General features: G+C 40.1%; 24 protein-coding genes, 1 pseudogene and 1 riboswitch. Of the genes and pseudogenes, 13 read left to right on the plus strand and 12 right to left on the minus strand.

Annotated elements, in window-relative coordinates; all coding sequences use genetic code 11:
- The first annotated feature begins 228 nt into the window (after positions 1-228).
- On the plus strand, positions 229-1,731 hold the full coding sequence (locus tag M3234_RS28065; RefSeq protein ID WP_262307825.1) for an aminotransferase class V-fold PLP-dependent enzyme: 1,503 nt from the start codon (positions 229-231) through the stop codon (positions 1,729-1,731).
- Positions 1,732-1,788: 57 nt separating this feature from the next.
- Positions 1,789-2,280 (plus strand): L,D-transpeptidase family protein, encoded by a 492-nt coding sequence (locus M3234_RS28070; protein WP_262307826.1) that lies wholly within the window; start codon positions 1,789-1,791, stop codon positions 2,278-2,280.
- 61 nt (positions 2,281-2,341) lie between these two features.
- Here M3234_RS28070 and M3234_RS28075 read toward each other — a convergent pair whose 3' ends face one another.
- A complete protein-coding gene (locus M3234_RS28075) occupies positions 2,342-2,872 on the minus strand; it encodes a YceI family protein (protein WP_262307827.1) in 531 nt (176 codons plus the stop codon).
- A gap of 389 nt (positions 2,873-3,261) precedes the next feature.
- Between M3234_RS28075 and helD the strand changes: the two genes are divergently transcribed.
- Positions 3,262-5,589, plus strand: a complete 2,328-nt coding sequence (helD, locus tag M3234_RS28080) for an RNA polymerase recycling motor HelD (protein ID WP_262307828.1) — start codon at positions 3,262-3,264, stop codon at positions 5,587-5,589.
- A 33-nt stretch (positions 5,590-5,622) separates the two neighbouring features.
- Here the strand turns inward: helD and M3234_RS28085 are convergent, their stop codons facing one another.
- The 3 genes from M3234_RS28085 to M3234_RS28095 form a co-directional block, all read right to left on the minus strand.
- Positions 5,623-5,757 carry a BA3454 family stress response protein gene (locus tag M3234_RS28085; RefSeq protein WP_262307829.1) on the minus strand — a complete coding sequence of 45 codons (135 nt, stop codon included), beginning with the start codon at positions 5,755-5,757 and terminating at the stop codon, positions 5,623-5,625.
- Positions 5,758-6,079: 322 nt separating this feature from the next.
- The gene (locus M3234_RS28090) at positions 6,080-6,310 is read right to left on the minus strand and encodes a hypothetical protein (protein WP_262307830.1); all 231 of its coding nucleotides are present in this window, start codon (positions 6,308-6,310) and stop codon (positions 6,080-6,082) included.
- Between the two features lie 1,165 nt (positions 6,311-7,475).
- Positions 7,476-8,381 carry an NERD domain-containing protein gene (locus M3234_RS28095; RefSeq protein ID WP_262307831.1) on the minus strand — a complete coding sequence of 302 codons (906 nt, stop codon included), beginning with the start codon at positions 8,379-8,381 and terminating at the stop codon, positions 7,476-7,478.
- Positions 8,382-8,695: 314 nt separating this feature from the next.
- Between M3234_RS28095 and asnS the strand changes: the two genes are divergently transcribed.
- The 3 genes from asnS (at position 8,696) to M3234_RS28110 (ending at position 11,030) form a co-directional block, all read left to right on the plus strand.
- On the plus strand, positions 8,696-10,087 hold the full coding sequence (asnS, locus tag M3234_RS28100) for an asparagine--tRNA ligase (RefSeq protein ID WP_262307832.1): 1,392 nt from the start codon (positions 8,696-8,698) through the stop codon (positions 10,085-10,087).
- 181 nt (positions 10,088-10,268) lie between these two features.
- The gene (locus M3234_RS28105) at positions 10,269-10,640 is read left to right on the plus strand and encodes a DUF2089 domain-containing protein (RefSeq protein ID WP_262307833.1); all 372 of its coding nucleotides are present in this window, start codon (positions 10,269-10,271) and stop codon (positions 10,638-10,640) included.
- Positions 10,641-11,030, plus strand: a complete 390-nt coding sequence (locus tag M3234_RS28110; RefSeq protein WP_262307834.1) for an SHOCT-like domain-containing protein — start codon at positions 10,641-10,643, stop codon at positions 11,028-11,030. It begins immediately after the preceding gene.
- A 350-nt stretch (positions 11,031-11,380) separates the two neighbouring features.
- Here the strand turns inward: M3234_RS28110 and M3234_RS28115 are convergent, their stop codons facing one another.
- The gene (locus M3234_RS28115) at positions 11,381-12,862 is read right to left on the minus strand and encodes an amino acid permease (RefSeq protein WP_262307835.1); all 1,482 of its coding nucleotides are present in this window, start codon (positions 12,860-12,862) and stop codon (positions 11,381-11,383) included.
- A 98-nt stretch (positions 12,863-12,960) separates the two neighbouring features.
- A riboswitch (Lysine riboswitch) is annotated at positions 12,961-13,150 on the minus strand.
- 185 nt (positions 13,151-13,335) lie between these two features.
- Between M3234_RS28115 and M3234_RS28120 the strand changes: the two genes are divergently transcribed.
- The gene (locus M3234_RS28120; protein ID WP_262307836.1) at positions 13,336-14,151 is read left to right on the plus strand and encodes a YitT family protein; all 816 of its coding nucleotides are present in this window, start codon (positions 13,336-13,338) and stop codon (positions 14,149-14,151) included.
- Positions 14,152-14,194: 43 nt separating this feature from the next.
- Here M3234_RS28120 and M3234_RS29815 read toward each other — a convergent pair whose 3' ends face one another.
- Entirely contained in the window at positions 14,195-14,248 is a 54-nt protein-coding gene (locus M3234_RS29815) for a YvbH-like oligomerization domain-containing protein (RefSeq protein ID WP_396954003.1), read from the minus strand.
- Between the two features lie 109 nt (positions 14,249-14,357).
- Here M3234_RS29815 and M3234_RS28125 point away from each other — a divergent pair, with 109 nt between their 5' ends.
- A complete protein-coding gene (locus M3234_RS28125; protein WP_262307837.1) occupies positions 14,358-15,326 on the plus strand; it encodes a DMT family transporter in 969 nt (322 codons plus the stop codon).
- Positions 15,327-15,384: 58 nt separating this feature from the next.
- Here M3234_RS28125 and M3234_RS28130 read toward each other — a convergent pair whose 3' ends face one another.
- From M3234_RS28130 to M3234_RS28140, 3 genes are read right to left on the minus strand one after another with little or no spacing between them, the layout of a single operon-like run.
- Complete coding sequence (locus M3234_RS28130) at positions 15,385-16,245, minus strand: DUF421 domain-containing protein (protein WP_262307838.1); 861 nt, start codon at positions 16,243-16,245, stop codon at positions 15,385-15,387.
- A 16-nt stretch (positions 16,246-16,261) separates the two neighbouring features.
- On the minus strand, positions 16,262-16,468 hold the full coding sequence (locus tag M3234_RS28135) for a DUF1657 domain-containing protein (RefSeq protein WP_262307839.1): 207 nt from the start codon (positions 16,466-16,468) through the stop codon (positions 16,262-16,264).
- Between the two features lie 58 nt (positions 16,469-16,526).
- Positions 16,527-16,730, minus strand: coding sequence for a DUF1657 domain-containing protein (locus tag M3234_RS28140; RefSeq protein ID WP_066313673.1), 204 nt, complete (start codon positions 16,728-16,730; stop codon positions 16,527-16,529).
- Between the two features lie 170 nt (positions 16,731-16,900).
- Between M3234_RS28140 and M3234_RS28145 the strand changes: the two genes are divergently transcribed.
- The 4 genes from M3234_RS28145 to M3234_RS28160 all read left to right on the plus strand — a co-directional run bounded on the left by M3234_RS28145 (position 16,901) and on the right by M3234_RS28160 (position 19,917).
- A complete protein-coding gene (locus M3234_RS28145) occupies positions 16,901-17,239 on the plus strand; it encodes a YmaF family protein (RefSeq protein ID WP_262307840.1) in 339 nt (112 codons plus the stop codon).
- 127 nt (positions 17,240-17,366) lie between these two features.
- Positions 17,367-17,978 (plus strand): hypothetical protein, encoded by a 612-nt coding sequence (locus M3234_RS28150; protein WP_262307841.1) that lies wholly within the window; start codon positions 17,367-17,369, stop codon positions 17,976-17,978.
- A 743-nt stretch (positions 17,979-18,721) separates the two neighbouring features.
- Positions 18,722-18,880 carry a hypothetical protein gene (locus M3234_RS28155; RefSeq protein WP_262307842.1) on the plus strand — a complete coding sequence of 53 codons (159 nt, stop codon included), beginning with the start codon at positions 18,722-18,724 and terminating at the stop codon, positions 18,878-18,880.
- A 167-nt stretch (positions 18,881-19,047) separates the two neighbouring features.
- Entirely contained in the window at positions 19,048-19,917 is an 870-nt protein-coding gene (locus M3234_RS28160) for a YitT family protein (protein ID WP_396954004.1), read from the plus strand.
- Between the two features lie 236 nt (positions 19,918-20,153).
- Here M3234_RS28160 and M3234_RS28165 read toward each other — a convergent pair whose 3' ends face one another.
- Together M3234_RS28165 and M3234_RS28170 are read right to left on the minus strand one after the other, a co-directional pair.
- Positions 20,154-20,405 (minus strand): sigma-G-dependent sporulation-specific acid-soluble spore protein CsgA, encoded by a 252-nt coding sequence (locus M3234_RS28165; RefSeq protein WP_262307844.1) that lies wholly within the window; start codon positions 20,403-20,405, stop codon positions 20,154-20,156.
- A 133-nt stretch (positions 20,406-20,538) separates the two neighbouring features.
- The gene (locus M3234_RS28170; protein ID WP_262307845.1) at positions 20,539-21,249 is read right to left on the minus strand and encodes a class I SAM-dependent methyltransferase; all 711 of its coding nucleotides are present in this window, start codon (positions 21,247-21,249) and stop codon (positions 20,539-20,541) included.
- Positions 21,250-21,489: 240 nt separating this feature from the next.
- On the opposite strand from M3234_RS28170, the gene M3234_RS28175 reads away from it, so the two are divergent.
- Complete coding sequence (locus tag M3234_RS28175) at positions 21,490-21,801, plus strand: hypothetical protein (RefSeq protein WP_262307846.1); 312 nt, start codon at positions 21,490-21,492, stop codon at positions 21,799-21,801.
- A gap of 138 nt (positions 21,802-21,939) precedes the next feature.
- Here M3234_RS28175 and M3234_RS28180 read toward each other — a convergent pair.
- Positions 21,940-22,059: pseudogene (locus M3234_RS28180) on the minus strand (transposase); the annotation flags it as partial.
- Positions 22,060-22,319 lie beyond the last annotated feature (260 nt).

Consider the following 22,319-nt stretch of genomic DNA (forward strand, 5'->3'; position numbering starts at 1 on the left):
TCAAACGCCACAATTAACTCATGTTTTTCCTGTGCTGAGTAAACTCTTTTTGCCATAGAAAAAGCCCCCTAATAAAGTAAACAGATTTTTATTATTTCATCTGTCTACCTTATAGGGAGCATATCATTTTAGAGGAATGCCTCTTTTTTTGTTTAGGGCAACAGTTCCCTTCAAAAATGTATTTGGCATATATTATGTAGCAAAGAAACTGCAAGAGAGGTGGCAAACATGATCACCGCAAGATTAGGAAACAAGACATATCGAATTCCGGATAACCTGGAAAACTATTTTCAAGAGTATAGCAGTCAAGTAATTGGCATAAATCAGGAATTCGAATCTCCATACGGTAAAAAGAAGATTATTTATGCCGATTGGACCGCCAGCGGCCGTCTTTATCGGCCAATTGAACAAAAGATCTCCGAGGTGTTCGGGCCATATATGGCCAATACCCATACCGAATCAAATATTACCAGTTTAATGATGACCGGAATGTATAACCAATCGAAAAAGATCATCAAAGACCATGTTCATGCAGGTCCCCGAGATGTAATTATTCTCGATGGCTTTGGGATGACCTCGGTTATCAATAAATTTCAAAGAATCCTTGGCTTACGGATACCCGAACACTGGAAAGAACGGGTAAAACCACCCCAAAAAGAAAGACCTGTTGTGTTTCTTTCGCATATGGAGCACCATTCCAATCAAACATCGTGGCTTGAAACAATCGCGGAAGTGGTAACCGTCAATCCTGCCAAAGATGGCGGTATCGACTTGAAACATTTGAAACAGCTACTGCAAAAATATAAAAATAGGCCGTTAAAAATCGGTTCCTTTACAGCCTGTTCCAATGTGACTGGAATCCAGACGCCGTATCATCAATTGGCCAAGATCATGCACCAGCATGGCGGTCTGTGTTTTATTGATTTTGCGGCGTCGGCACCATATGTAAAAATTGATATGCATCCAAAAGACCCGTTAGAAAAACTGGATGCTGTCTTTTTTTCTCCTCACAAATTCTTAGGAGGACCGGGTACGAGCGGCGTTCTTATTTTTGATTCCCGATTGTATAAAAATCGAATTCCGGACCATCCCGGAGGGGGAACTGTTACTTGGACAAATCCATGGGGCGGGCACCAGTATTATAAGGATATTGAACTTCGCGAGGATGGAGGTACCCCGGGAATTCTTCAAGCGATACGAACGGCATTATGCATTAATTTAAAGGAGCAAATGGGAATTGAAAATATTTTAAAAAGAGAAAAAGAACAGCTGAAACTATTACTCTCAAAGATGGAAGAAATACCTGGTGTTCACATTTTAGAGGGGGATAGGAAGGACCGCTTGGGAATTGTCTCCTTTTTCGTGGAGAACATCCATTACAATCTGATCGTCCGTTTGCTGAACGACCGATTTGGCATTCAGGTCAGAGGAGGGTGTTCCTGTGCCGGGACGTATGGACACTATTTATTTAATATTGATAAAACCGCCTCCAAGAAAATAACCGATAAAATTAATCATGGTGATTTGTCGGCAAAACCCGGCTGGGTCCGTTTCTCTGTTCATCCCATCATGACAAATAAAGAAATCCTCACATTTGTAGAGGCAATTAAAAAGATTATTCAAAACATCGATGAATGGAAGAAGGATTATTTTTATGATGCTGCCAGTAATGATTATTTTTATACTAATTTTGTAAGACAGGACCTGTCTCCGCTGTTTGAATTGGGTTAACACAGGCAACGCTTGGCTTGTCCGGGCATAATCTAATGAAAAAGGAGGGGTCCCTCCATGATTCACACAGTTAAGGCTGGAGAAACCCTTTATTCAATTTCAACGGATTATCGGGTTAGTATTCAGCGCCTTCAGGCGGCAAACCCCGGCGGTGGACATATGTTATATGCAGGACAAAAAATCCAAATTCCTGGGCTTCCTGACCCAAACACCATTCCATACAGGATTGAAGTTTCTGTAGGGAAGCGAAGGTTGTCACTTTATCACAATGGTAAACTGGTAAAAATTTTCCCGATCGCAGTCGGCAAAATAGTCACAAGCTCCCCAGCCGGTGAATTTGTTATTGTCAACCGCCAGTATAATCCCGGTGGTCCTTTTGGTGTATTATGGCTTTCGCTCTCGAAGCAAGGCTATGGCATTCATGGTACGAACGACCCTAGTTCAATCGGCAAAGCCGTTTCCCATGGTTGTATTCGAATGTACAACCGGGATGTACTCCAGCTTTCCAACATAGTGCCGAATGGAACGAGAGTGGAAATTCAGCCATAAAAGAAAAGAGGGTGTCAACGATGACACCCTCTTTCGCATGTTTTAAATTTGGTATAGGAAATTAAGCTTTAGCCGCTTGGATTTGCAGGTTGACTTTTACTTTGTCGCCAACCAATACGCCGCCAGTTTCAAGAGCAGCATTCCAAACTAAGCCATAATCGGAACGATTAAGAGTGCCAGTTGCGCTAAAGCCAGCCTTTTCATTTCCCCATGGGTCTTTTCCTTGACCTTCGAAAGTCACCGCGAATGTTTCTTGCTTAGTTACACCGCGAAGGGTTAAATCACCAGTTACGTTGTACTCGCCATCGTCTGTTTTTTCGATGCTGGTAGATTTGAAAGTCATTGCAGGATGGTTCTCGACATCAAAGAAGTCTGCAGAAACAAGGTGACCGTCACGATCTTTATTGCGTGTATCCACGCTTGCGGTTTCAACAGAAAATTCAATGTTTGCTGTTGTCAAATCAGCAGGATCTGCTTCAATTTCAGCACTAAAGTTGTTGAATGTACCTTTTACGTTTGCAATCATCATGTGACGAACAGAAAAATCTACGCTGCTGTGTGCAGGATCCAATACCCATTTTGTTTTTGCCATTTTAAAATCTCTCCCTTTTAGTTTGAATTAGTTTATCTTGAATTTGAAATAACTTACTTCGAGATAAATTATATTATGCTGGCAGGCATGTTGTCAATCGATTTTAATAATTTATTTTTTTATTTTTTCAAATACTACAATTGGCAGTTATAGGGACCAATGTACTTGTGGTGGAGGAGGGAGGAGGGAGGCAATAAAAAAAACGCCCATAGGCGTTTAGTTTTTAGAAAAGAATGAACTTGAATTTATCGATGGACCATGATAGAATGACAGTTGGCACCATCTGTAATTTTTGTTAATGTCGCTTAAAATATCCCTATAATAACATTAACACATTAAAGGTGCGATTGTCAACAGGTAAGGCCAATATTTTTCTCGGGAGTGGTTGGATGAGCGATTTGCAAACCAAGGACTGGCAATTGGAACAGGAGCGAGTGAATTCGGTTGTAGCCGAGATTGAAAAGAAATTAGAAAAACTAACACGCAATGCCGGAAAGGTTGGCGCAGATGTCCTTGAGATACGAAAATCCTTCTGGGAGGATGTAACTGTCAATTTAGATGAACCCGATGACATTATTGAAACTTATGCAAGCATCAAGCAGCAAGCAGAGTTCCTTTCAGAACGGGAACGGACGCACCGACAGCACGACCAGCAACTCAAGACCCTGGAAAAATTGAAAAATTCACCTTATTTTGGTCGAATTGATTTTTTTGAGGAAGGGGAAAAAGCAACGGACAAAGTCTACCTTGGAATCGCCTCTTTCATGGATGAGCATGATGAAAATTTTCTGATTTATGACTGGCGTGCTCCCATTTCCAGCCTTTACTATGATTACTCCCCGGGGCCTGCGCATTATGAAACACTTGAAGGCACGATAAAAGGGGAAATGGAGCTCAAACGCCAATTTATCATCCGGGCGTCAGAGATTAAAGGCATGTTCGATACCGGGGTTACAATCGGGGATGAAATGCTCCAGGAAGTGTTGGGGAATAATGCAAGTACCCAAATGAAAAGTATTGTGGCGACCATCCAGCGCGAGCAGAATGCGATTATTCGCAATGAACGAAGCAAGCTGCTGATTGTTCAAGGGGTGGCCGGAAGTGGAAAAACGTCCGCGGCGCTGCAACGGGTGGCCTATTTATTATATCGCTACCGCGGTACATTGAATTCGGAAAATATTATGCTTTTTTCTCCCAACCCTTTGTTCAACAGCTATGTCGCCACTGTACTCCCTGAACTCGGTGAGGAAAATATGCGGCAGTCCACATTCCAGGAATACTTGAATCACAGATTGGCGCGGGAATTTGAAGTTGAGGACCCATTTGCGCAAATAGAATATTTATTAAGCGCGCCGAGAGATGGTGAGTACGATACAAGAGTTACTGGTATCCGTTTTAAGGCAAGTCTTGATTTTAAAAAAGTCATAGATGACTTCGCTGCCGCCCTATCTAATTCCGGTTTACTCTTTAAGAATTTAAGATTTAGAGGGAATGTATTAATTTCCAATCGGGAAATTCACGATTATTTTTATGCCCTGGATAAAAACATTTCGATGCCAAATCGAATTCAGCTTGTTCAGGAGTGGCTTTTGAAAGAATTGAAGAAATGGGTTAAACGAGAACGGTCGCGGAGTTGGGTCGAAGAGGAAATTCAATATCTGGAGAAAGAGGATTATATGGAAGCCTTCAAAAAACTCCAGCAAAAGAGTCGCTTTTCCGAGAATACATTTGATGATTATGAACGGGAGCAGCAGCTCCTTGCTCAAATGGTTGTCAAGGAAAGATTTAAGCCATTGTTTGCTGCAGTCAAGGGTTTAAAGTTTATTGATATGCCGGAAATCTATTTGACATTGCTTGAAACAACGGGGGAGCTGAAAAGTAGCTTGCCTTCTGAATGGGAGAAAATCTCGCGGCAAACAAAGGAAAAAATAAATGAAATGGTGATTCCTTACGAAGATGCTACGCCGTATGTATACCTGCAGGATTTGATCGAAGGTCGGAAATCCAATACCGCGATTCGCCATATTTTTATTGATGAGGCCCAAGATTATACACCGCTGCAATTTGCGTTCATCCAAAGATTATTTCCTTATAGCAAAATGACGCTGCTCGGTGACTTCAATCAGGCGATTTATTCAGGGGCAACCGGCGCCGGTACGGTGTTAACCGAATCGACCACTGAAGAAAAGGATGTTGATACCTTCGTTCTGACAAAAACCTATCGATCCACTAAGGAGATTGTGAAATTTACGAAAGAATTGGTGCCTGGCGGCGGGGTGATTGAGCCGTTTAACCGCTCAGGTGCAAAACCGACTGTGATGTTTGCAGAAAGGAATACCTTGGATCGACGAATAATCAATAAAATTAACGAGCTCCAACAGCAAGGCTACCGCACAATCGCGGTAATTTGTCGGACCGAAGCCGAAAGCAGGCTTGCATTTGAAGCATTGAAGCACGAGGTTTCGCTCCATTTGATCGAAAAAGGGACTGTTTCCTACGAGAAGGGGATTCTTGTGATTCCATCCTATCTTGCCAAGGGAATTGAGTTCGATGCAGTAATCCTTTATGACAGCTCGCAATACCGCACTGAAAGTGAGCGCAAGCTGTTTTATACCGTATGTACCCGAGCCATGCACGAACTTCATATGTTTGCAACGGACGGATTGAGCCCGTTAATGTTAAACGTACCAGACAGTACATTTGAAGTGGCAAAATAAATGAAACTCGCCAATTGGCGAGTTTCATTTATTTTATTTTTGCCATTGTTTTTGGACTTGTTCTAAGGCAAGCCGAAGAATTTCCTCATCAGATGTATTTCTGTCCGTAATCACATTTGTTAAATAATTTAATCCTTCAAATGTAATAGCCACTTCTACCTGTACCATAAGTGATCACCTTTCTTTCTGAGTAAAATTACACAACATTTCACAGTATTCGCTTTAACCAATTTTGATGACAAATTCTTTTTGTAATGAATGGTAAGGATGATACGTAAAGGAGACTGCATAGATGTATGTTCAAAAAGCTGGAAACAAGAGAGTGAATAATATCCTTGGATTTTTGAGGGGGAGGACTGCTGTCCTAATTGATCCAAAGTCAAAAAACACCGCTTTTGGAAAATGTTAGGTTTTAATATTATAACATGGCACTGTGATTATATGTAGAGGGGGATTTTGTCAAAAAAAAGCTTCCTTTGTCAGGAAGCCTTTACACTTCTACGTTCATAAACTCCTCAGCAAACTGTTGGACCAAATTTTTATCAAGATTATTTTTTCGTAATAGTGACTCCGCAACAACCAGTTGGGCTTGAATTGAAACATTTCTTTTTAAATCGCGAATTGAAAGATCGCCGTTTAACAATTGAATTGCTTTTTCTCTGATGTCTTGATTCTTCGATGAATGGTACAGAAGATAGGAAATACAAGTGATTTTATCCATTACCAACACTCCTCATCTATCAAGAATCGAACATTACTATTCCAATTCGACGACAATCTTGGATATCCTGCCATTTTTCAGGAAATTTCAGAAAATACTGTCGTTAAGTTTATTTATTGAATGTTCTCTTAATCAATAAAAAACTAATGAGGGGTTATCGTCGATAAGGCAGGTTCAAATCGACCGAGGGGGAAGAAAAACGGTGCGCACGGTTGATAGGGCAGGTTCAAATCGACCAAGGAGGAAGAAAAACGGTGCTCGCGGTCGATAAGGCAGATCCAAAACGACCAAAGAGAAAGAAAAACTAGGCACACGGTCGATAAGGCGGGTTCAAATCGACCGAGGAGAAAGAAAAACTAGGCACACGGTCGATAAGGCGGGTTCAAATCGACCGTGGAGAAGGAAAAACCAGGCACACGGTCGATAAGGCGGGTTCAAATCGACCGTGGAGAAGGAAAAACCAGGCACGCGGTCGATAAGGCAGGTTTAAATCGATCGAGGAGGAAGAAAAACGGTGTTCACGGTCGATAAGGCAGGTTCAAAACGACCGAAGAGGAAGAAAAACTAGGCACACGGTCGATAAGGCGGGTTCAAATCGACCGTGGAGAAGGAAAAACCAGGCACGCGGTCGATAAGGCAGGTTTAAATCGACCGAGGAGAAAGAAAAACTAGGCTCACGGTCGATAAGGCGGGTTCAAATCGACCGTGGAGAAGGAAAAACCAGGCACGCGGTCGATAAGGCAGGTTCAAAACGACCGAAGAGAAAGAAAAACTAGGCACACGGTCGATAAGGCGGGTTCAAATCGACCGAGGAGGAGGAAAAACCAGGCACGCGGTTGATAAGGCAGGTTCAAAACGACTTAAGAGAACGAAAAACCAGGCACACGGTCGATAAGGCAGGTTCAAAACGACCGAAGAGAAAGAAAAACGGTGCTCACGGTCGATAAGGCAGGTTCAAAACGACTTAAGAGAAAGAAAAACCAGGCACACGGTCGATAAGGGAGGTTCAAACGACCAAAGGAAAGGTAAAACAAGCTCACGGTCGTTAAGATATATTCAAAACTCAGGATAGTCTAAAAAAATGAGTTAACAGTCAAGTCGGCATTAATAACATGTTTTAAGCCTTCCCGTGAGATATGCTAACTTACATAAATCGGCCCGAATATCAAACATAATAGGTATGTCTTTTCCTTCCAACAGCTGTATAATTTTTCATTAATATTCTGTGGATCATTTTTTTAGAGCCAACCATGCCGCACCAATCAAAAACTGCGATTGTAGTAATTTTCTGCTCCGGAAAAAGTAAAATTAACTCCTTAATACTCCTCAGGACTGCCGAATCAATATGTTCTTCGACCCCACAATTTGTACATACTATTTTGTCGCCTTTCAAAAATGTTGAAAGTTTATGACATAAAAAACAAATGATGCCCTTTTTTAGGTCGGTTTGGGTATATGTAGGGAATTGTGTAAATGGATAATTTCCCAAATCAAGAGACATTAGCAAATCTGCAAGTTGCTCGTGAGCTCCATTAAGATAGGAAAATTCTGTGTTCAGCTTTTTCATGAAGTGGTTAAATTTTGTTGGAAGAATGACAGAATCGTTTAGGGGAGCTTGATATAAGGTAAACTCGGGGTTGATATACACCAAATATGATTCAATATGAAAATTCAATCTATATTGTTGAAGTATTTGACGAAATAAGGATTCACAGCGCTGTAACTGCAACAGGGGATCATCAATTTCTTTTCCAGCTTTTGTTTTAAGTTTTTTATGCTCGTAAATATATTCTCCCTCATAATTTTTTACGTCAATTAGATAGATTTTTTTCTGAAAAATAAGTACTGTGTCTATCTGAAAGTATTTATTGTTGATTTTTAACAGCAATCCATTGATGATAATACAGTTGCTCTGTAGTTTGCGAGTATGTTCGTCGAACTTCAATTCACCAGCAAATCCTTTTTCTGCATTTAAATAATTCCACAAATCTAGTTCTGATAGTACCATTCGTGCGTTTAGTGACCTCATCTTTAATAATTCCTTTGGCACTTTTCTTTGTTTATTTAACATAGTGCACCATCCTATTAATATTTTGTTTCAATAAAAATTTTACAGAAGATTATCAATTTCTGCTGTCGAAAGTATGAATCTTTTGTTAACATTTAACAATATTTAATTATCAGAACCATGTTATAGGATTCAGGATCAGGCGATTTGTTGAATATTGCTTATTTGTGCTGATTTTTATATAATATGGAAGGGATAAACACTTACGGTAACAACAGGGGAAATTACCTTTCGTCCCACTTGGGAGGGAAGGTTTTTTATTGACCGCAGCCAGTGGCCTGTTGTGGAATTACGTACATAAATAGGAGGTAACTCAGTTGAAAGTGACCCTAATTAAGGATTTATACAGAAACACCGAAAGCTTTGTTGATCAAAAAGTTCAAGTTTCCGGTTGGATCCGCACCATACGGGATTCAAAGACGTTTGGCTTTATTGAATTAAATGACGGCAGCTTCTTCAAAAGTGTCCAGATAGTTTTTGAAGATCAATTAGAAAATTACAAGGACATAGCCAAGTTGCCAATCAGCTCATCCATTAAAGTGGAAGGCGACTTTATCCATACGCCAAATGCGAAGCAGCCTTTTGAAATTAAAGCAACCAATATTGTCATCGAAGGCACATCAAATGTTGACTATCCGCTGCAAAAGAAGCGCCACACGTTTGAATACCTGCGGACAATTGCCCATTTAAGACCGAGAACCAACACATTTGCTGCTGTTTTCCGTGTCAGATCAATTGCTTCCTACGCGATTCATAAGTTTTTCCAGGACAAAGGTTTTGTCTATGTCCATTCTCCGATTATTACCGGTAGCGATACCGAAGGCGCGGGGGAAATGTTTAGAGTAACAACACTTGATTTAAAAAATCTTCCGAAAAATGAAGAAGGTAAAACCGACGATTCACAGGACTTCTTTGGCAGGGAAACGAATTTGACCGTTAGCGGCCAGCTTTCAGCCGAGTCTTTTGCGCTTGCATTCCGAAATGTTTATACATTTGGGCCAACTTTCAGGGCGGAAAACTCTAATACAGCAAGACATGCAGCGGAATTCTGGATGATTGAACCGGAAATAGCCTTTGGCGAGCTGCCTGATATCATGGATTTGGCTGAAGACATGGTGAAATATGTAATCGATTATGTGTTGGAGCAGGCACCAGAAGAAATGAATTTCTTTAACAGCTTTGTTGAAAAGGGCTTATTGGACCGCTTGAACAATGCCCGTACAGCAGATTTTGGCCGGGTTACCTATACAGAGGCGATTAACCTGCTTAAAGAGTCAGGAGAAGACTTTGGATATCCAGTTGAGTGGGGTCTTGACCTGCAAACGGAGCACGAACGCTATTTGTGCGAAAAGGTATTCAAAAAGCCAGTGTTCGTAACTGACTATCCTAAAGAAATCAAAGCTTTTTATATGCGCTTGAATGAGGACAACAAAACAGTGGCCGCAACGGACTTGCTTGTTCCGGGAATTGGAGAATTAATCGGCGGAAGCCAGCGTGAGGAGCGTGAAGACGTCCTTGCCGGCAAAATCAAAGAACTTGGCATGAACGAAGAGGATTATTGGTGGTACCTGGAACTAAGGAAATACGGTGGAACCAAGCATTCAGGCTATGGCCTTGGCTTTGAACGCCTAATCATGTACTTGACTGGAATGACCAATATCAGAGACGTCATTCCATTCCCAAGAACCCCAGGAAATGCAGAATTTTAATAACAGGAAGAAAACAGACTCATCCATTGAGTCTGTTTTTTTCGTTTCAACATCGATAAAATTAATTATTCTTTTGATAAAATTAATTTATCCATTAAATTTTATCAAAAATATTAATTATTACTTTGATTTTAGGTGGAGATGTTGTATGATATGGTTAAGATTAGGAAAGGAGATCAAAATGGCATATCCATTACTCACAAATTGTCCCGTTTGCAGCAAGCAACTTAAAATTACCAAACTTCAGTGCAAGCATTGTCATACGACCGTGGAGAATGAATTTGAATTATCCAAGTTTGCCGCCCTTGGCCAAGAACAGCTGCATTTTATTGAGGTTTTCCTCAAATGCCGTGGCAGCATCAAAGAGGTTGAGAAAGAACTAGGTATATCTTACCCAACCGTTAGAGGAAAACTGGATGATATTATTACCGCTTTAGGTTACTCACTAGCAAAAAAACAGGAAGTAGATAAGAAAAAAATAGTCTCCATGCTGGAAAAAGGCGAAATCACGGCTGAGGAGGCCATCACACTATTAAAAGAGGGGGAAGCGTAAATGAAGGATGAAATTTCACGGGTGTTGACAATGGTAGAGGAGGGCAAGATTGACAAGGAAAAGGCAACAGAATTAATAAATGTGCTGCAAGGAAAAGGAGAGCCGGCAGTCCAATTAACCAAAGAAGAAACTTCATACGGAAACAAAATGTTAAAAATCCGTGTTACCTCACATGAAGGGGACAACGTCAATGTCAACTTACCGATTAATTTGGTCAAGGCGGTATTAAAGGTAGGTTCTAGCATCGCGGAAAGAATTCCTCAAGCCGAAAAGTACGTGAAGGATATCAATGTAGATTTGTTGATTGAAGCGATTGAAAACGAACTAGACGGGCAAATTGTCGACATTACTTCGGCGAACGGTGATAAAGTCTATGTAGTGATTGAGTAAGCTATGTTAAATGTAAAAGTTAAGCTAAAAGAAAGGCGATTTCATATACCGGTTCCCTTTGTAATCTTGAATTTAATTAGCATCCTTATTACATCCAAAAGAATAAATCATTATATTAATAAAGCTATAGAAAAAGATGGTCCTAAATTCACTGTTCCTCAGATTGAACGAAGCGATTTGAAACCATTGCTTAAGAGTCTTGCAAAGTACAAAGGCCTCACTCTCGTTGAAACAAAATTAAAAGATGGTACAGAAGTATCGGTCAAGTTATGAAGCATAATCCCTAAAAGTGGAAATGCTTCTTTTTTTTCAAAAAAATAGCACGCCGGATTGGCGTGCGGTCATGATGTTTAATTATTTAAGTCGCATTCTTTTAAAGGGATCAGCTTTGTTTTCTTTGTGAACTTATATCCAAACCAAACGAAAAGGAATAATGGTAAGCCAATATAGGATACCAAAGCGCCGTTCCAATCGATATGGTCACCCATAAATGCTGAGTAGTTTTGCCCCAATACCACAAATGCACAGACTGCAAACGCAAATACAGGGCCGAATGGGAATAGTTTTGACCTATAAGGCAATTTATTTAAATCCTTGCCTTGGGCCACATAAGCCCTGCGGAAGCGATAATGGCAAACCGCGATTCCGAGCCATGCGATAAAGCCCGACATGCCGGATGCATTTAGCAGCCATATATACACTGTGCCATCACCAAAGAATGAAGCTAAAAAGGCGAGCGTACCGACTAATGTGGTCGCAATTAGAGCATTAACCGGAACGCCCCGTTTATTTAATTTGCCAAGAAACTTTGGTGCCTTTCCTTGACGGGCCAAATCCCAAAGCATTCGGGTCGATGCATACATTCCTGAATTTCCTGCTGACAATACTGCTGTCAGGATTACAGCGTTCATAACCGATGCCGCAAAGGCAATACCTGCTTTTTGGAATACAAGTGTGAATGGGCTGACCGATACGTCTCCATTGGCCAAGCTTTCATTTGTATATGGAATAAGTAAGCCGATGACTAAAATCGCTAGCACATAGAACAACAGGATTCGCCAAAATACAGTCTTAACAGCTCGTGGGATTGCTTTTTTTGGATCTTCCGTTTCACCGGCAGCGATACCTAGAAGCTCAGTTCCCTGGAATGAGAAGCCCGCTGCCATAAAGATTCCCAGCATTGTTATAAAGCCGCCGTGGAATGGCGCGTCACCAATTGTAAAGTTTTTAAAGCCGACTGCTTCATCGCCCATAATCCCGAAAATCATTAAGGTGCCGGCAACAATAAAGACAATGACAGTGATTACCTTAATTAACGAGAACCAATATTCCGCTTCCCCGAATCCTTTTACCGAAAGATAATTTAGCAAAAACATAATGACTAAAAAGATACCGCTCCACATATAGGAAGGGGAGTCAGGAAACCAAAACTTCATAATCATTGTTACGGCAGCAAGCTCGGCAGCGATTGTAATTGCCCAGTTGTACCAGTAATTCCATCCTAGGGCAAATCCGAGGGAAGGGTCGACAAATTTTGTCGCATACGTACTAAAACTGCCGGCAACTGGCATATAGGCGCCCATTTCCGCTAAGCCTTGCATTAAGAAATAGACCATGATACCAATTATAAGATAAGATAGAATTGCTCCACCTGGTCCCGCGGTATGAATCGCGCCTCCGGTCGCAAGAAATAGTCCTGTTCCAATTGTACCGCCCAGAGAAATCATCGTTAAATGGCGGGTTTTTAAGCTGCGTTTTAATTCATTATCACCTTGCTGAGGTGGGAGATTTTCAGTATAAACGTCATCTTTTAATACACTTGATGTTTGCATCGTTTTGGACTCCTTTGAAATTTTTAGGAAGGAGTTTGGAATAAAAAATGCCACCGAAAAGTATTCGATGGCATGATTAATACCCCGCATCATACCTTCCGAAAGATAGCTCAACATGGTTGGCTGGTAAGGCCAAACATGACAGTTCTGTTCCTATTCGGATACAGCCCCAACATGCTTTTTCAGAGACATAAGCACGTTTCGGCAATTTTTCCTTTCAAACGGAGTCATCAATTCCTCTGCATCTCGTCCGCCTTACTCATAAAAACCGCGACCTCTACCTCATCGGTTTGATGAGGATTATGTTATTTAGTTAATACATTACTAAAGTATAAATGTTATCTTGCGAAAGTCAATGGAAAAATTTGCAGATAATTAATTATTATTGTAATAAACTATCTAATTTACATCATTCATGAGAATCTGTATTATTTTTAAAAGAATGATTTACAGGTGGGCAGGAGGAGACAGAGTTGCAGTTTTTGGGTTTAATAATCGGCTCCCTCATTGTTGTGATTGGGTTTAACCTATTTCTTATTCCGCATGAAGTTTTAAGCAGCGGTTTGAGCGGGATTTCGATGTTAATCGGAATGATTACCCCGATTAATACAGGATTGGCTAATTTTTTACTAAATTTCCCGTTACTGATTATTGGTTATAAAATTCTTGGAAAAAAATTTATTATGAATTCGATCGTTTCAGTCATAATAATTTCGTTTGGTTTATATATCGTTCCTGTTATTCCAATTGCCAATGATATGATTTTGTCTTCAATATTTGGCGGAGCATTAACCGGTTTGGGGGTTGGCATTGTTTTTCGCTGCTCCGGCTCCACCGGCGGCTTCGATATTATTGGAATGATTGTTTCCAGAAAGAAGGATTTTCCAATTGGGGTGCTGCTTTCCGGAATGAATGCTGTGGTGATTGTCATTAGCGGGTTTTTATTTAATTGGGATTCAGCCCTTTATACGCTGGTTTCCATTTTCGTAACTGGTAAAGTGGTGGATGCGATTTATACGGACCATGCCAAATTAACGATCATGATTATTACAGAGAAAGGGCAAGAGATGAGAGAGCATTTACTGACAAATTTGTATCGGGGGTTGACGATTATGGATGGTGTCGGCGGCTATTCAAACATGAATCGAAATATCCTTATTACGGTTATATCTAGATACGAATTGAATGAGGTCAAGAATCTCATCACCGAAGTGGATCCGGCCGCATTTGTCAATATTACCGAAACAATTGAAGTGATGGGGCTGTTTCATCGGCCAAGTCCGAAATAATAAGCAAAAAAATAATCCCAGGCTTGGGGTTATTTTTTTTAGCTTAGTTATTAATATATTTTTCGAAAACGAAACGAAAATCTTTGACGCAATATATTCCCGAAACTTTCTATATGCATCAATTTTTATTAACAAACAATTCAGAAATCTGTTATAATTTTGGGTATCGAAAAATGTTCAATAAGAGGAAAAAAGGGGACCTATTCATGCGGCCAATTATTTTAGGCATCTTTGCGGCGTTCTTTTTTGCATTTACTTTTATATTAAACCGCTCTATGGATTTGGCTGGCGGAAGCTGGATTTGGAGTGCGTCATTGCGATATATTTTTATGATTCCTTTTTTGCTGATCATCGTAATAGCGAGGAGAAACCTGAAATCACTATTGGTTGAGATGAAGAATTATCCAGGACAGTGGGTGCTATGGAGTTTCGTTGGATTTGGCCTATTTTATGCGCCTCTTTGTTTTTCAGCGGCCTATGCACCGGGCTGGCTGATTGCTGCTACCTGGCAGGTTACGATTATTTCTGGTTCACTTTTGGCGCCGCTCTTTTACGAAACGGTCATGACGAAATCAGGGTCGATTTCGGTAAGAGGAAAAATTCCCTATAAAGGATTGGGCATGTCCTTAATTATTCTTTTCGGGATTATCCTTATGCAGTTGCGGCAAGCGGGTAATCTTTCAACGATGGCAATAATACTTGGCATTGCACCTGTTGTGATTGCTTCTTTTGCCTACCCACTAGGGAATCGGAAAATGATGGATCTTTGCAGGGGACGGCTGGATGTTTTTCAAAGGGTGCTGGGTATGACATTGGCCAGCATGCCATTATGGATCTTGGTATCTTTATATGGCCTGCTATCGGATGGTTTGCCAAGCGTTGAACAGACATTTCAATCTGGATTAGTGGCCATTTCCTCCGGTGTCATCGCAACGATCTTGTTTTTTCAGGCTACCGACCTTGTCCGTGGCAATATGCAAAAGTTGGCCGCGGTGGAAGCGACGCAATCGATGGAAGTCTTGTTCGCACTGTTGGGAGAAGTATGGCTTTTACATACAGAGTTGCCGGACCTAATATCATGGGCTGGCATCCTATTGGTCATGGGCGGAATGGTGCTGCATAGTTATTTTACGAATAAAAAACCGATGCTAAGCGGCAAAAAAGCGAGTGCATAATAATATCAAAAATAAAAAATCCTTATCAGTTGGTAAGGATTTTTTTTTGCCAAGATTGTCAGCCATTTAGGTAAGGGGAAAGGTTTTCAATTGTGTCCTGTAAAAGGTCCGCATTTTTCTTATACATGGCTTTGGATTTCTCGCATTCGGTGGAGAGAGCAAAAATCTCAAGATCTGCCTGGGTTTTCTTCAGGGTTGCCAGCAAAAGCGGCCGTTGCTGAGGGGCAGGAACCTGAATTTTATCATCGTATAGGTCAATAGTCAGTTCACCATAAGAATCGACCTGGCCTATGAATACATTGTCAATGATGGCTCCTAACTTTTCCAATTCGGTGTAAAGCCATCCACGACCTTTACCCGATGCCCGCAACCCCTCTTCAATAATATTTCCGTCCATTATGACGGTCTGCGGTTCCTTTTCATTTGGCATCTTCATTTCCAAATCCTTTGGGGTTAGCGGCCGGTTTTCTTTTTTCAATAAGGCGGTTATATTACCGCGTGGTTCCAATAGCGCGAATTCAACGTCCGTTACTTTAAAGATGTTTTTTTGTCTTAGTAATGCCGATAATTCGTCAATCGTGTAGCGTTCCTTTTTTAAATTATCCTCCAATATTTTCCCGTCTTTAATGATGACGGTTCCTTTTCCTTCAATCGCATCACGGAAATACTTGCTTTTTAAAGATAAAACGTCAACCAGGATGGTAACGATTCCGAAAAGAATAATCGCCCCTGCCCCTTGGAGATAATTTTTTTCCAACCCGGTAATCGCCTCACCGGCAATGCTCCCAATGGTAATACCGGAGACATACTCAAAGAAGGAAAGCTGTGAAATTTGCTTTTTCCCAATTAGTTTGGTTGTAAGAAATAAGACAATTAGAAAAATAATGGAACGATAGAAGACTTCGATAAATCCATCCATATGATTTCACCTCAGGTTATGAGCCCTTGTATTGCGGTTCCATACGCTCAAGCTCTAAAACGCGATACTGAAGATCCTTTTTGATATTTCCGATGGATAACATTGCATCATGAAACGCAGATTGTGCTTCCTTTTCAAGGGAATTCAGTGCCAGGCTGGAGAGCTGTGCTTCGATATTTTTTATCGTGGCCAGACATTGTTTAACATTGGACGCAACTGTCACATTTGCCCCTCCTTTTTAGAAATGGAAAGAGGGTTGGCAGGCCTGCCAACCGTATTTGTTACTGATTGTATTGTGGTTCTTCTCCAATAATTTCTTGCATCCGAGGTTCAATGCTGTCAATTATTGTTTGTGTTTGTTGCGCTGCATTTTGATAAAGCTGTTTTGCGTTTTTGTTTTCCGTCTGAAGAGCAAACGTTTCAAAACTGGCCTGTGCTGCTTTTAACCCTGCAATGGTTTGTTTAACTTGTGATCCAACTGTCATTTGATTTTACCTTCTTTCGAAAAATGATGTGACATAAATAGTATGTCTATAAAGTTTTTATGTATGTAAAGCAACTGACTTGAAGTTGCTGAAATTTTTCCCAATTGAAGGGAAAAGTTTCTCCTTGGAAGCATATAGTTGAAATAAAGACGGATTACGAGGTGGTTAAAATGAGTAAAATTGGTAAAGATGATTTCGTCCCAGGCTTTGTACCTCATCATAATCATGGGTCGGTTGATTATACTGGCATGAGCGATGGACATGTTCATCAGTGTCTGGATGTCACTTCGCCGCCAATTTCAACCCAGGATGGCGGGCATATTCACTATACAGAAGGGTATGTTTTATTCGAGGATGGGCACACCCACCATTACCGTGCCTACTCAGGACCTGCCATTCCTGTAGGAAACGGCATGCATGTTCATTACTATGACTTTTATACTACGGAGAATGACGGGCATAGACACCATGTTAAAGGCGTGGACCATCCGGCACCCGGAAGCAAATAAGTAATAAGACCAATCTTTTAAGGGTGGTTTTTATGTTTCGGAAATTTGAATTATTAAAGGAAAATTCTGTTAATTTCTGGTGAAATAAAAGGGCTATGGAGATAAATGATACAGGGGGTTATATTTTTTGTTTGCGTTAAAGAGAATGGAAGCCAGCGAGGAGGATTCAGTAAAACTCGTGGCTTATACCATTATTTTGTACATAAGCAGCTTCTTTGTTCCATTTATCGTCGTGGCAGCCTATCAGAGTTTGGTATATTATTCCCGCTCGCAATGGTTCTTTGCCACTCCATTTTCGGCATATGTTGCCTTTATGGGCGGAATGCTTTATATTGCAGCTCTGTTGACCGTTTATCTGATTTTAAGACAGAAATGGGAAGGCGCCAAGTTGAAATTGAAATTGGTTATTGGCGTTTTTGCTGTCCTCAGTATTCCTGTATTTTTATTAAGCTTAACCAATTATTACTACGTAGATGACAAGGGGATCCATTACAATCAATTAATCAGCTTTCAGGAAGCAGAATATAAATGGGAAAAAATTGAGACTGTTAATGTCATCTATCGGAATCAGCAAGGCACCACCAGCTATTACCAATACAAATTTGAATTAGCTAATGGCAGTACGGTCACACTGCCGTACAACGGAAAGTTTAATGAAAACAGGTGGCGGATTAACGCCAAAATTGAACAGTATCAAATTAAAGAAAAAGATAATTTTGACAATCCGATAATGGATTGATTGGTAAGTCTTCCTTTAACTAGGAAGGTTTTTTTCTTAAAAGTTCACAAATATGACAAAAGTATTCCGTTTATTCTCAATTTTCAGTGCTATAATAAAACTGTAAAGAAAATATAGCTATTAACATCTTAGGAGGCTCAACCATACGTGTTCGTTCCGTTTGTGAACGAATAGTTAGGTTATTCCTACTCATTTTCAAGGTGGAGCGATGAAAACTTTGAAACAAGAGTAAATCCTTAACCAACCTTTTTAATGACACTCAATGGAATCAAAGAGTCAATTAAAAAGGACTGTATTAGTGAAAAACCTAATATAGTAACTGGAAAGCATTTACATGGTGCGGACTATCAATTGATAGAAAGTAACATTTTCTTAATTCAAAGCTTTTATTGCCAAGAGACCGTAAAAAATGACGGAATAAAGAGTTTCCCTCGGTACTAAACCGATCAATATGTTTCTTTTTAGGAATTTGAATTCCATTTAACATGTGAATTAATACCTTCAACGGAACAAACACACATCGGCTAAAATTTCAGGATTCCTAATTAGTTTGCAAGATGACTAATCGGAGATGTTTAATGAAATCACTTTGGCTGGTGTCATGGTTGGGTCTCCTAAGATGTTAAATTATTAAGGAGCTGCTTCTAAAATAGAGGCAGCTTCTTTTTGTATGCTTTAGAATGAATTGCCTGCATATAAACCTAATGGAGATGAGAAAATAGTGTGGAAAGGAGTTGTTCGTTATGTATAAGAAAAATGACAAAAAGAAAACCGAACCAACACTTGCACCGGGAATGGATGACCAGGAGGAACTAGAGCAAAGTGCCACAGATGCTGATATAGCCAATCATGAGTATACACGCGTCGTCACCCTTTCATACGATGAGGTCGACCCCAGCTGAAACTGCCTTACTCAGGCAGTTTTTTTATGAAATGGAGCAAAAATAATATACAGTAGAGGGCATTTTTCGTTATTCTATATGTAGAAGGCCAAAATGAAAGGGGCAAGATAATGGCAGAAGTTCAGAAAATGAACCTTAATGAACAAGCGGAAACCGTTGCAGCAGCCATGGCAAAGATTCAACACCGAAAATTGACAAAGAAAAAGATTTTTCAGCGGATTCTTTTAATTACGTTTGGGGCCACTCTTATGGGAGTAGGTCTTGAAATCTTCCTCGTACCAAATAAGGTTATTGACGGAGGAATAACCGGTATATCGATTATCCTTTCGTATCTCACCGGATGGAACCTTGGAATTTTTCTATTCATTTTAAACATCCCATTTTTCTTTATTGGCTATAAACAAATAGGAAAAACCTTTGCATTATCCACGCTTTATGGAATTATTGTTCTTTCCATCACTACTACTTTACTTCATCCGGTTCCGGCCTTTACACAAGATATCCTTTTGGCCACCATTTTTGGCGGAGTTGTCCTCGGCATTGGGGTCGGGATTGTTATACGCTATGGGGGTTCGTTGGACGGAACGGAAATACTGGCGATTCTTTTTAATAAAAAGCTCCCGTTTTCAGTTGGCGAAATAATCATGTTTTTTAACCTTTTTATCTTAGGGAGTGCCGGTTTTGTTTTCTCTTGGGACCGGGCTATGTACTCATTGATTGCTTATTTTGTCGCCTATAAAACCATTGATATCACCATTACCGGTCTAGATGAGTCAAAGTCGGTTTGGATTATTAGCGATTATGCGATGGAAGTTGGGGATGCCATCATGAACCGCCTTGGACGTGGAGTAACGTATCTGCATGGGGAAGGTGCTTTCTCCGGGGATGATAAAAAAGTGATTTTTTGTGTCATCAATCGCCTTGAGGAGGCGAAATTGAAGGAAATTGTTACCGAATATGACCAAAATGCCTTTTTGGCAGTAGCGGATATTGCTGAAGTTCGCGGGGGGAGATTTAAGAAAAGGGATATCCATTAAGTGTAAAAATGTTTTTTGAGGAATATCGCTGGAATAGGGAATTGTAGTATTCTGAAAATTTCATCAAAACGCAATAGGTTTTTTGTAATATTTGCAATTATTGTGTCATTTATTGTTGGAAAACTCTGTTAATTTTACTCGTCATTTGTCGCACTCTGCGCTTGCCGCGGAAATAATTTATAGAAAATGTTGATTTCCTAAAAAAGATGGCGGATTTTCCGGCCATCTTTTATTGCTCAAATGAGAAGTTCATAAACTTCATTTAATTGATATGCCCGTTTTTCGTCTTGTTCCTGTTGAGCATGCCGAATCTCTTCGGGAAGGATTTTATTCAGGAACTCCATTTCGTTCCCATCCAAATCACGGACAAACGCCCCCTCCGACTGGTAGCTGCCTTCGGACAGTTTTTGGAATAATTGTTTTCCCATCGTGTGATCATCTGTATAATTTGACAATATTTCTTTTAAGTACCCCAAGGTTTGATCCATACTACCATCCATCCTTTCTCGCATTTAGTTTTCAACGAGATTTTTATAATATACCCATATTTCCTGTGTTTTTAAAGTAAAACCTCAATAAAAAAGCCTTTTTCCAGTATCGGAAAGAAGGCTTTTTAAATAGCTATTTTGTACAGGTTATGATTCGGTGGCTCAGAATATCATGGTATTTGACCAGCATGTTTCCATGTTGATTTAATATTCCAAATAACTCTGGTTCAAAATTAACTGAAAAATTAAATTCCTGTTCCGTGTTGCCATTTACAAGGTCAACCTGCGCTGTATTCAGTTCAATATTAGTGAATCCTGTTGCTGCAAGCAGATTTCTCCAATCAAATTCTAAAAGTAAAGAATCAATATTATAGAATTTGGTTATTTCCAACTCTTCTTGTGCACTTAGCTTGGTATTGATAGTCATTTCGTTTGCAATCAAACGGCCGCCTTTTTTCAAAACACGGTAAAATTCTTTGAGTGCCATTGGTTTGTTCACAAATGCCAAAACCGACTCAGACAAAATAAAATCAAACGAATTATCTTCGATTGGGATATTTTCTACGGAGCCTTGAATTAATTGGATCGGAAGTTGATACTTTTGAAAACGGTTTTTTGCCTTTTCAATCATGATTGAATTGATTTCCAATCCCGTAACCCTAGCTCCAAATTGCTCATACAAGTATGCAGCAGTTTGCCCAGTGCCACAGCCTGCATCCAAAATTTTGCTAGTATTCGTTATATTTTCTTGTGACAAAATATATTTGGTCAAAGTAATACCACCGGGATGGGCTCCGCCAATGCCAAATTTGGCCAAAAAGTCAATATAAGATAAGCCGCCCATAGACACCATCCTCATTCTTTTTTTGCATCTTATGTTAGCAAGCGGAGATACGTTCACTTTTAGCGGATTTTTTTTATTAGTGCCTTTATTGGGACGTAAAAGCATTATATAAACAGGTGGGTTTCCCATAAACTTACAAACCATGTACTCTTTCCATATCATATTTGCAGGAAAAATGAGCAAATTAAGCAAATGGAAGGGTACCATGTACTTTCCAATTATGCGAAAGGAGTGGATCACATGAATATGCTTCGTAATCTCCCTTTTCTCCGTATGTTTTTGCCAAAACGCAGGAGCAATGGGACGCTGTGGGCTTCACTTATCGGATTGGGCTTGGGTGCCGCAGTTATAGGCCTTACTAGGGGAAACCGCAAGGATATTGCACTTCCCGTTACCAATGCGCTTAAGAATATAACACCTAAAATGAATTTTCAAGGAATGAACGAAATAGTAAAAAATATGGCACCTAATCTTAACTTAGATAGAATGGATAACGCGGCTTTGACGGAGTTTTCGGAAGATCTGTTAGAAAGTGCGCTAAAAAAAGAATAGCAAAAAAAGTCCGCTGGGAAAGCGGACTTCAGATTGTCGAGAAAGGGTATATTTCTCGGCAATTTTTTATTTTAATGGAAATTGAATGGCGTTTTTTTTTAAAATTGCCCCTGCTAGGGGGCCTGTTGATTTCCGTTTCGTAGAGTGATGGGGAACCGGATCCTGAAATTTTAAACCTAAGAACCATCGATAGGCAATGTTCATTTTAATTTCCTTTTCTAATTGCCTTTCGGAACGAATACCAAAGAGATACCCGATGGGCTTAAACATTGAATTCACCACTTATTTTTAATAATTATTGGTTGAAATTCTTAACTTATTAATAATACCTGTTGATTTGCGCGGAAGGCACGAAGACTCCTGCGGGAGTACGGGGCATTGGGAGACCCTGCAGGCGCTTGCGCCGAGTTATCATGAACGAAACTAGCTCCTACTCGTAAATACGTAGGTTAATTTGGTTAGAATGGTTACTGGAAAAACAAACCAAATCAGAGCTGCAATACGAAAGGAGCTAGTTA

Source organism: Neobacillus niacini (assembly GCF_023715785.1).
GTDB lineage: Bacteria > Bacillota > Bacilli > Bacillales > Cytobacillaceae > Neobacillus > Neobacillus niacini_E.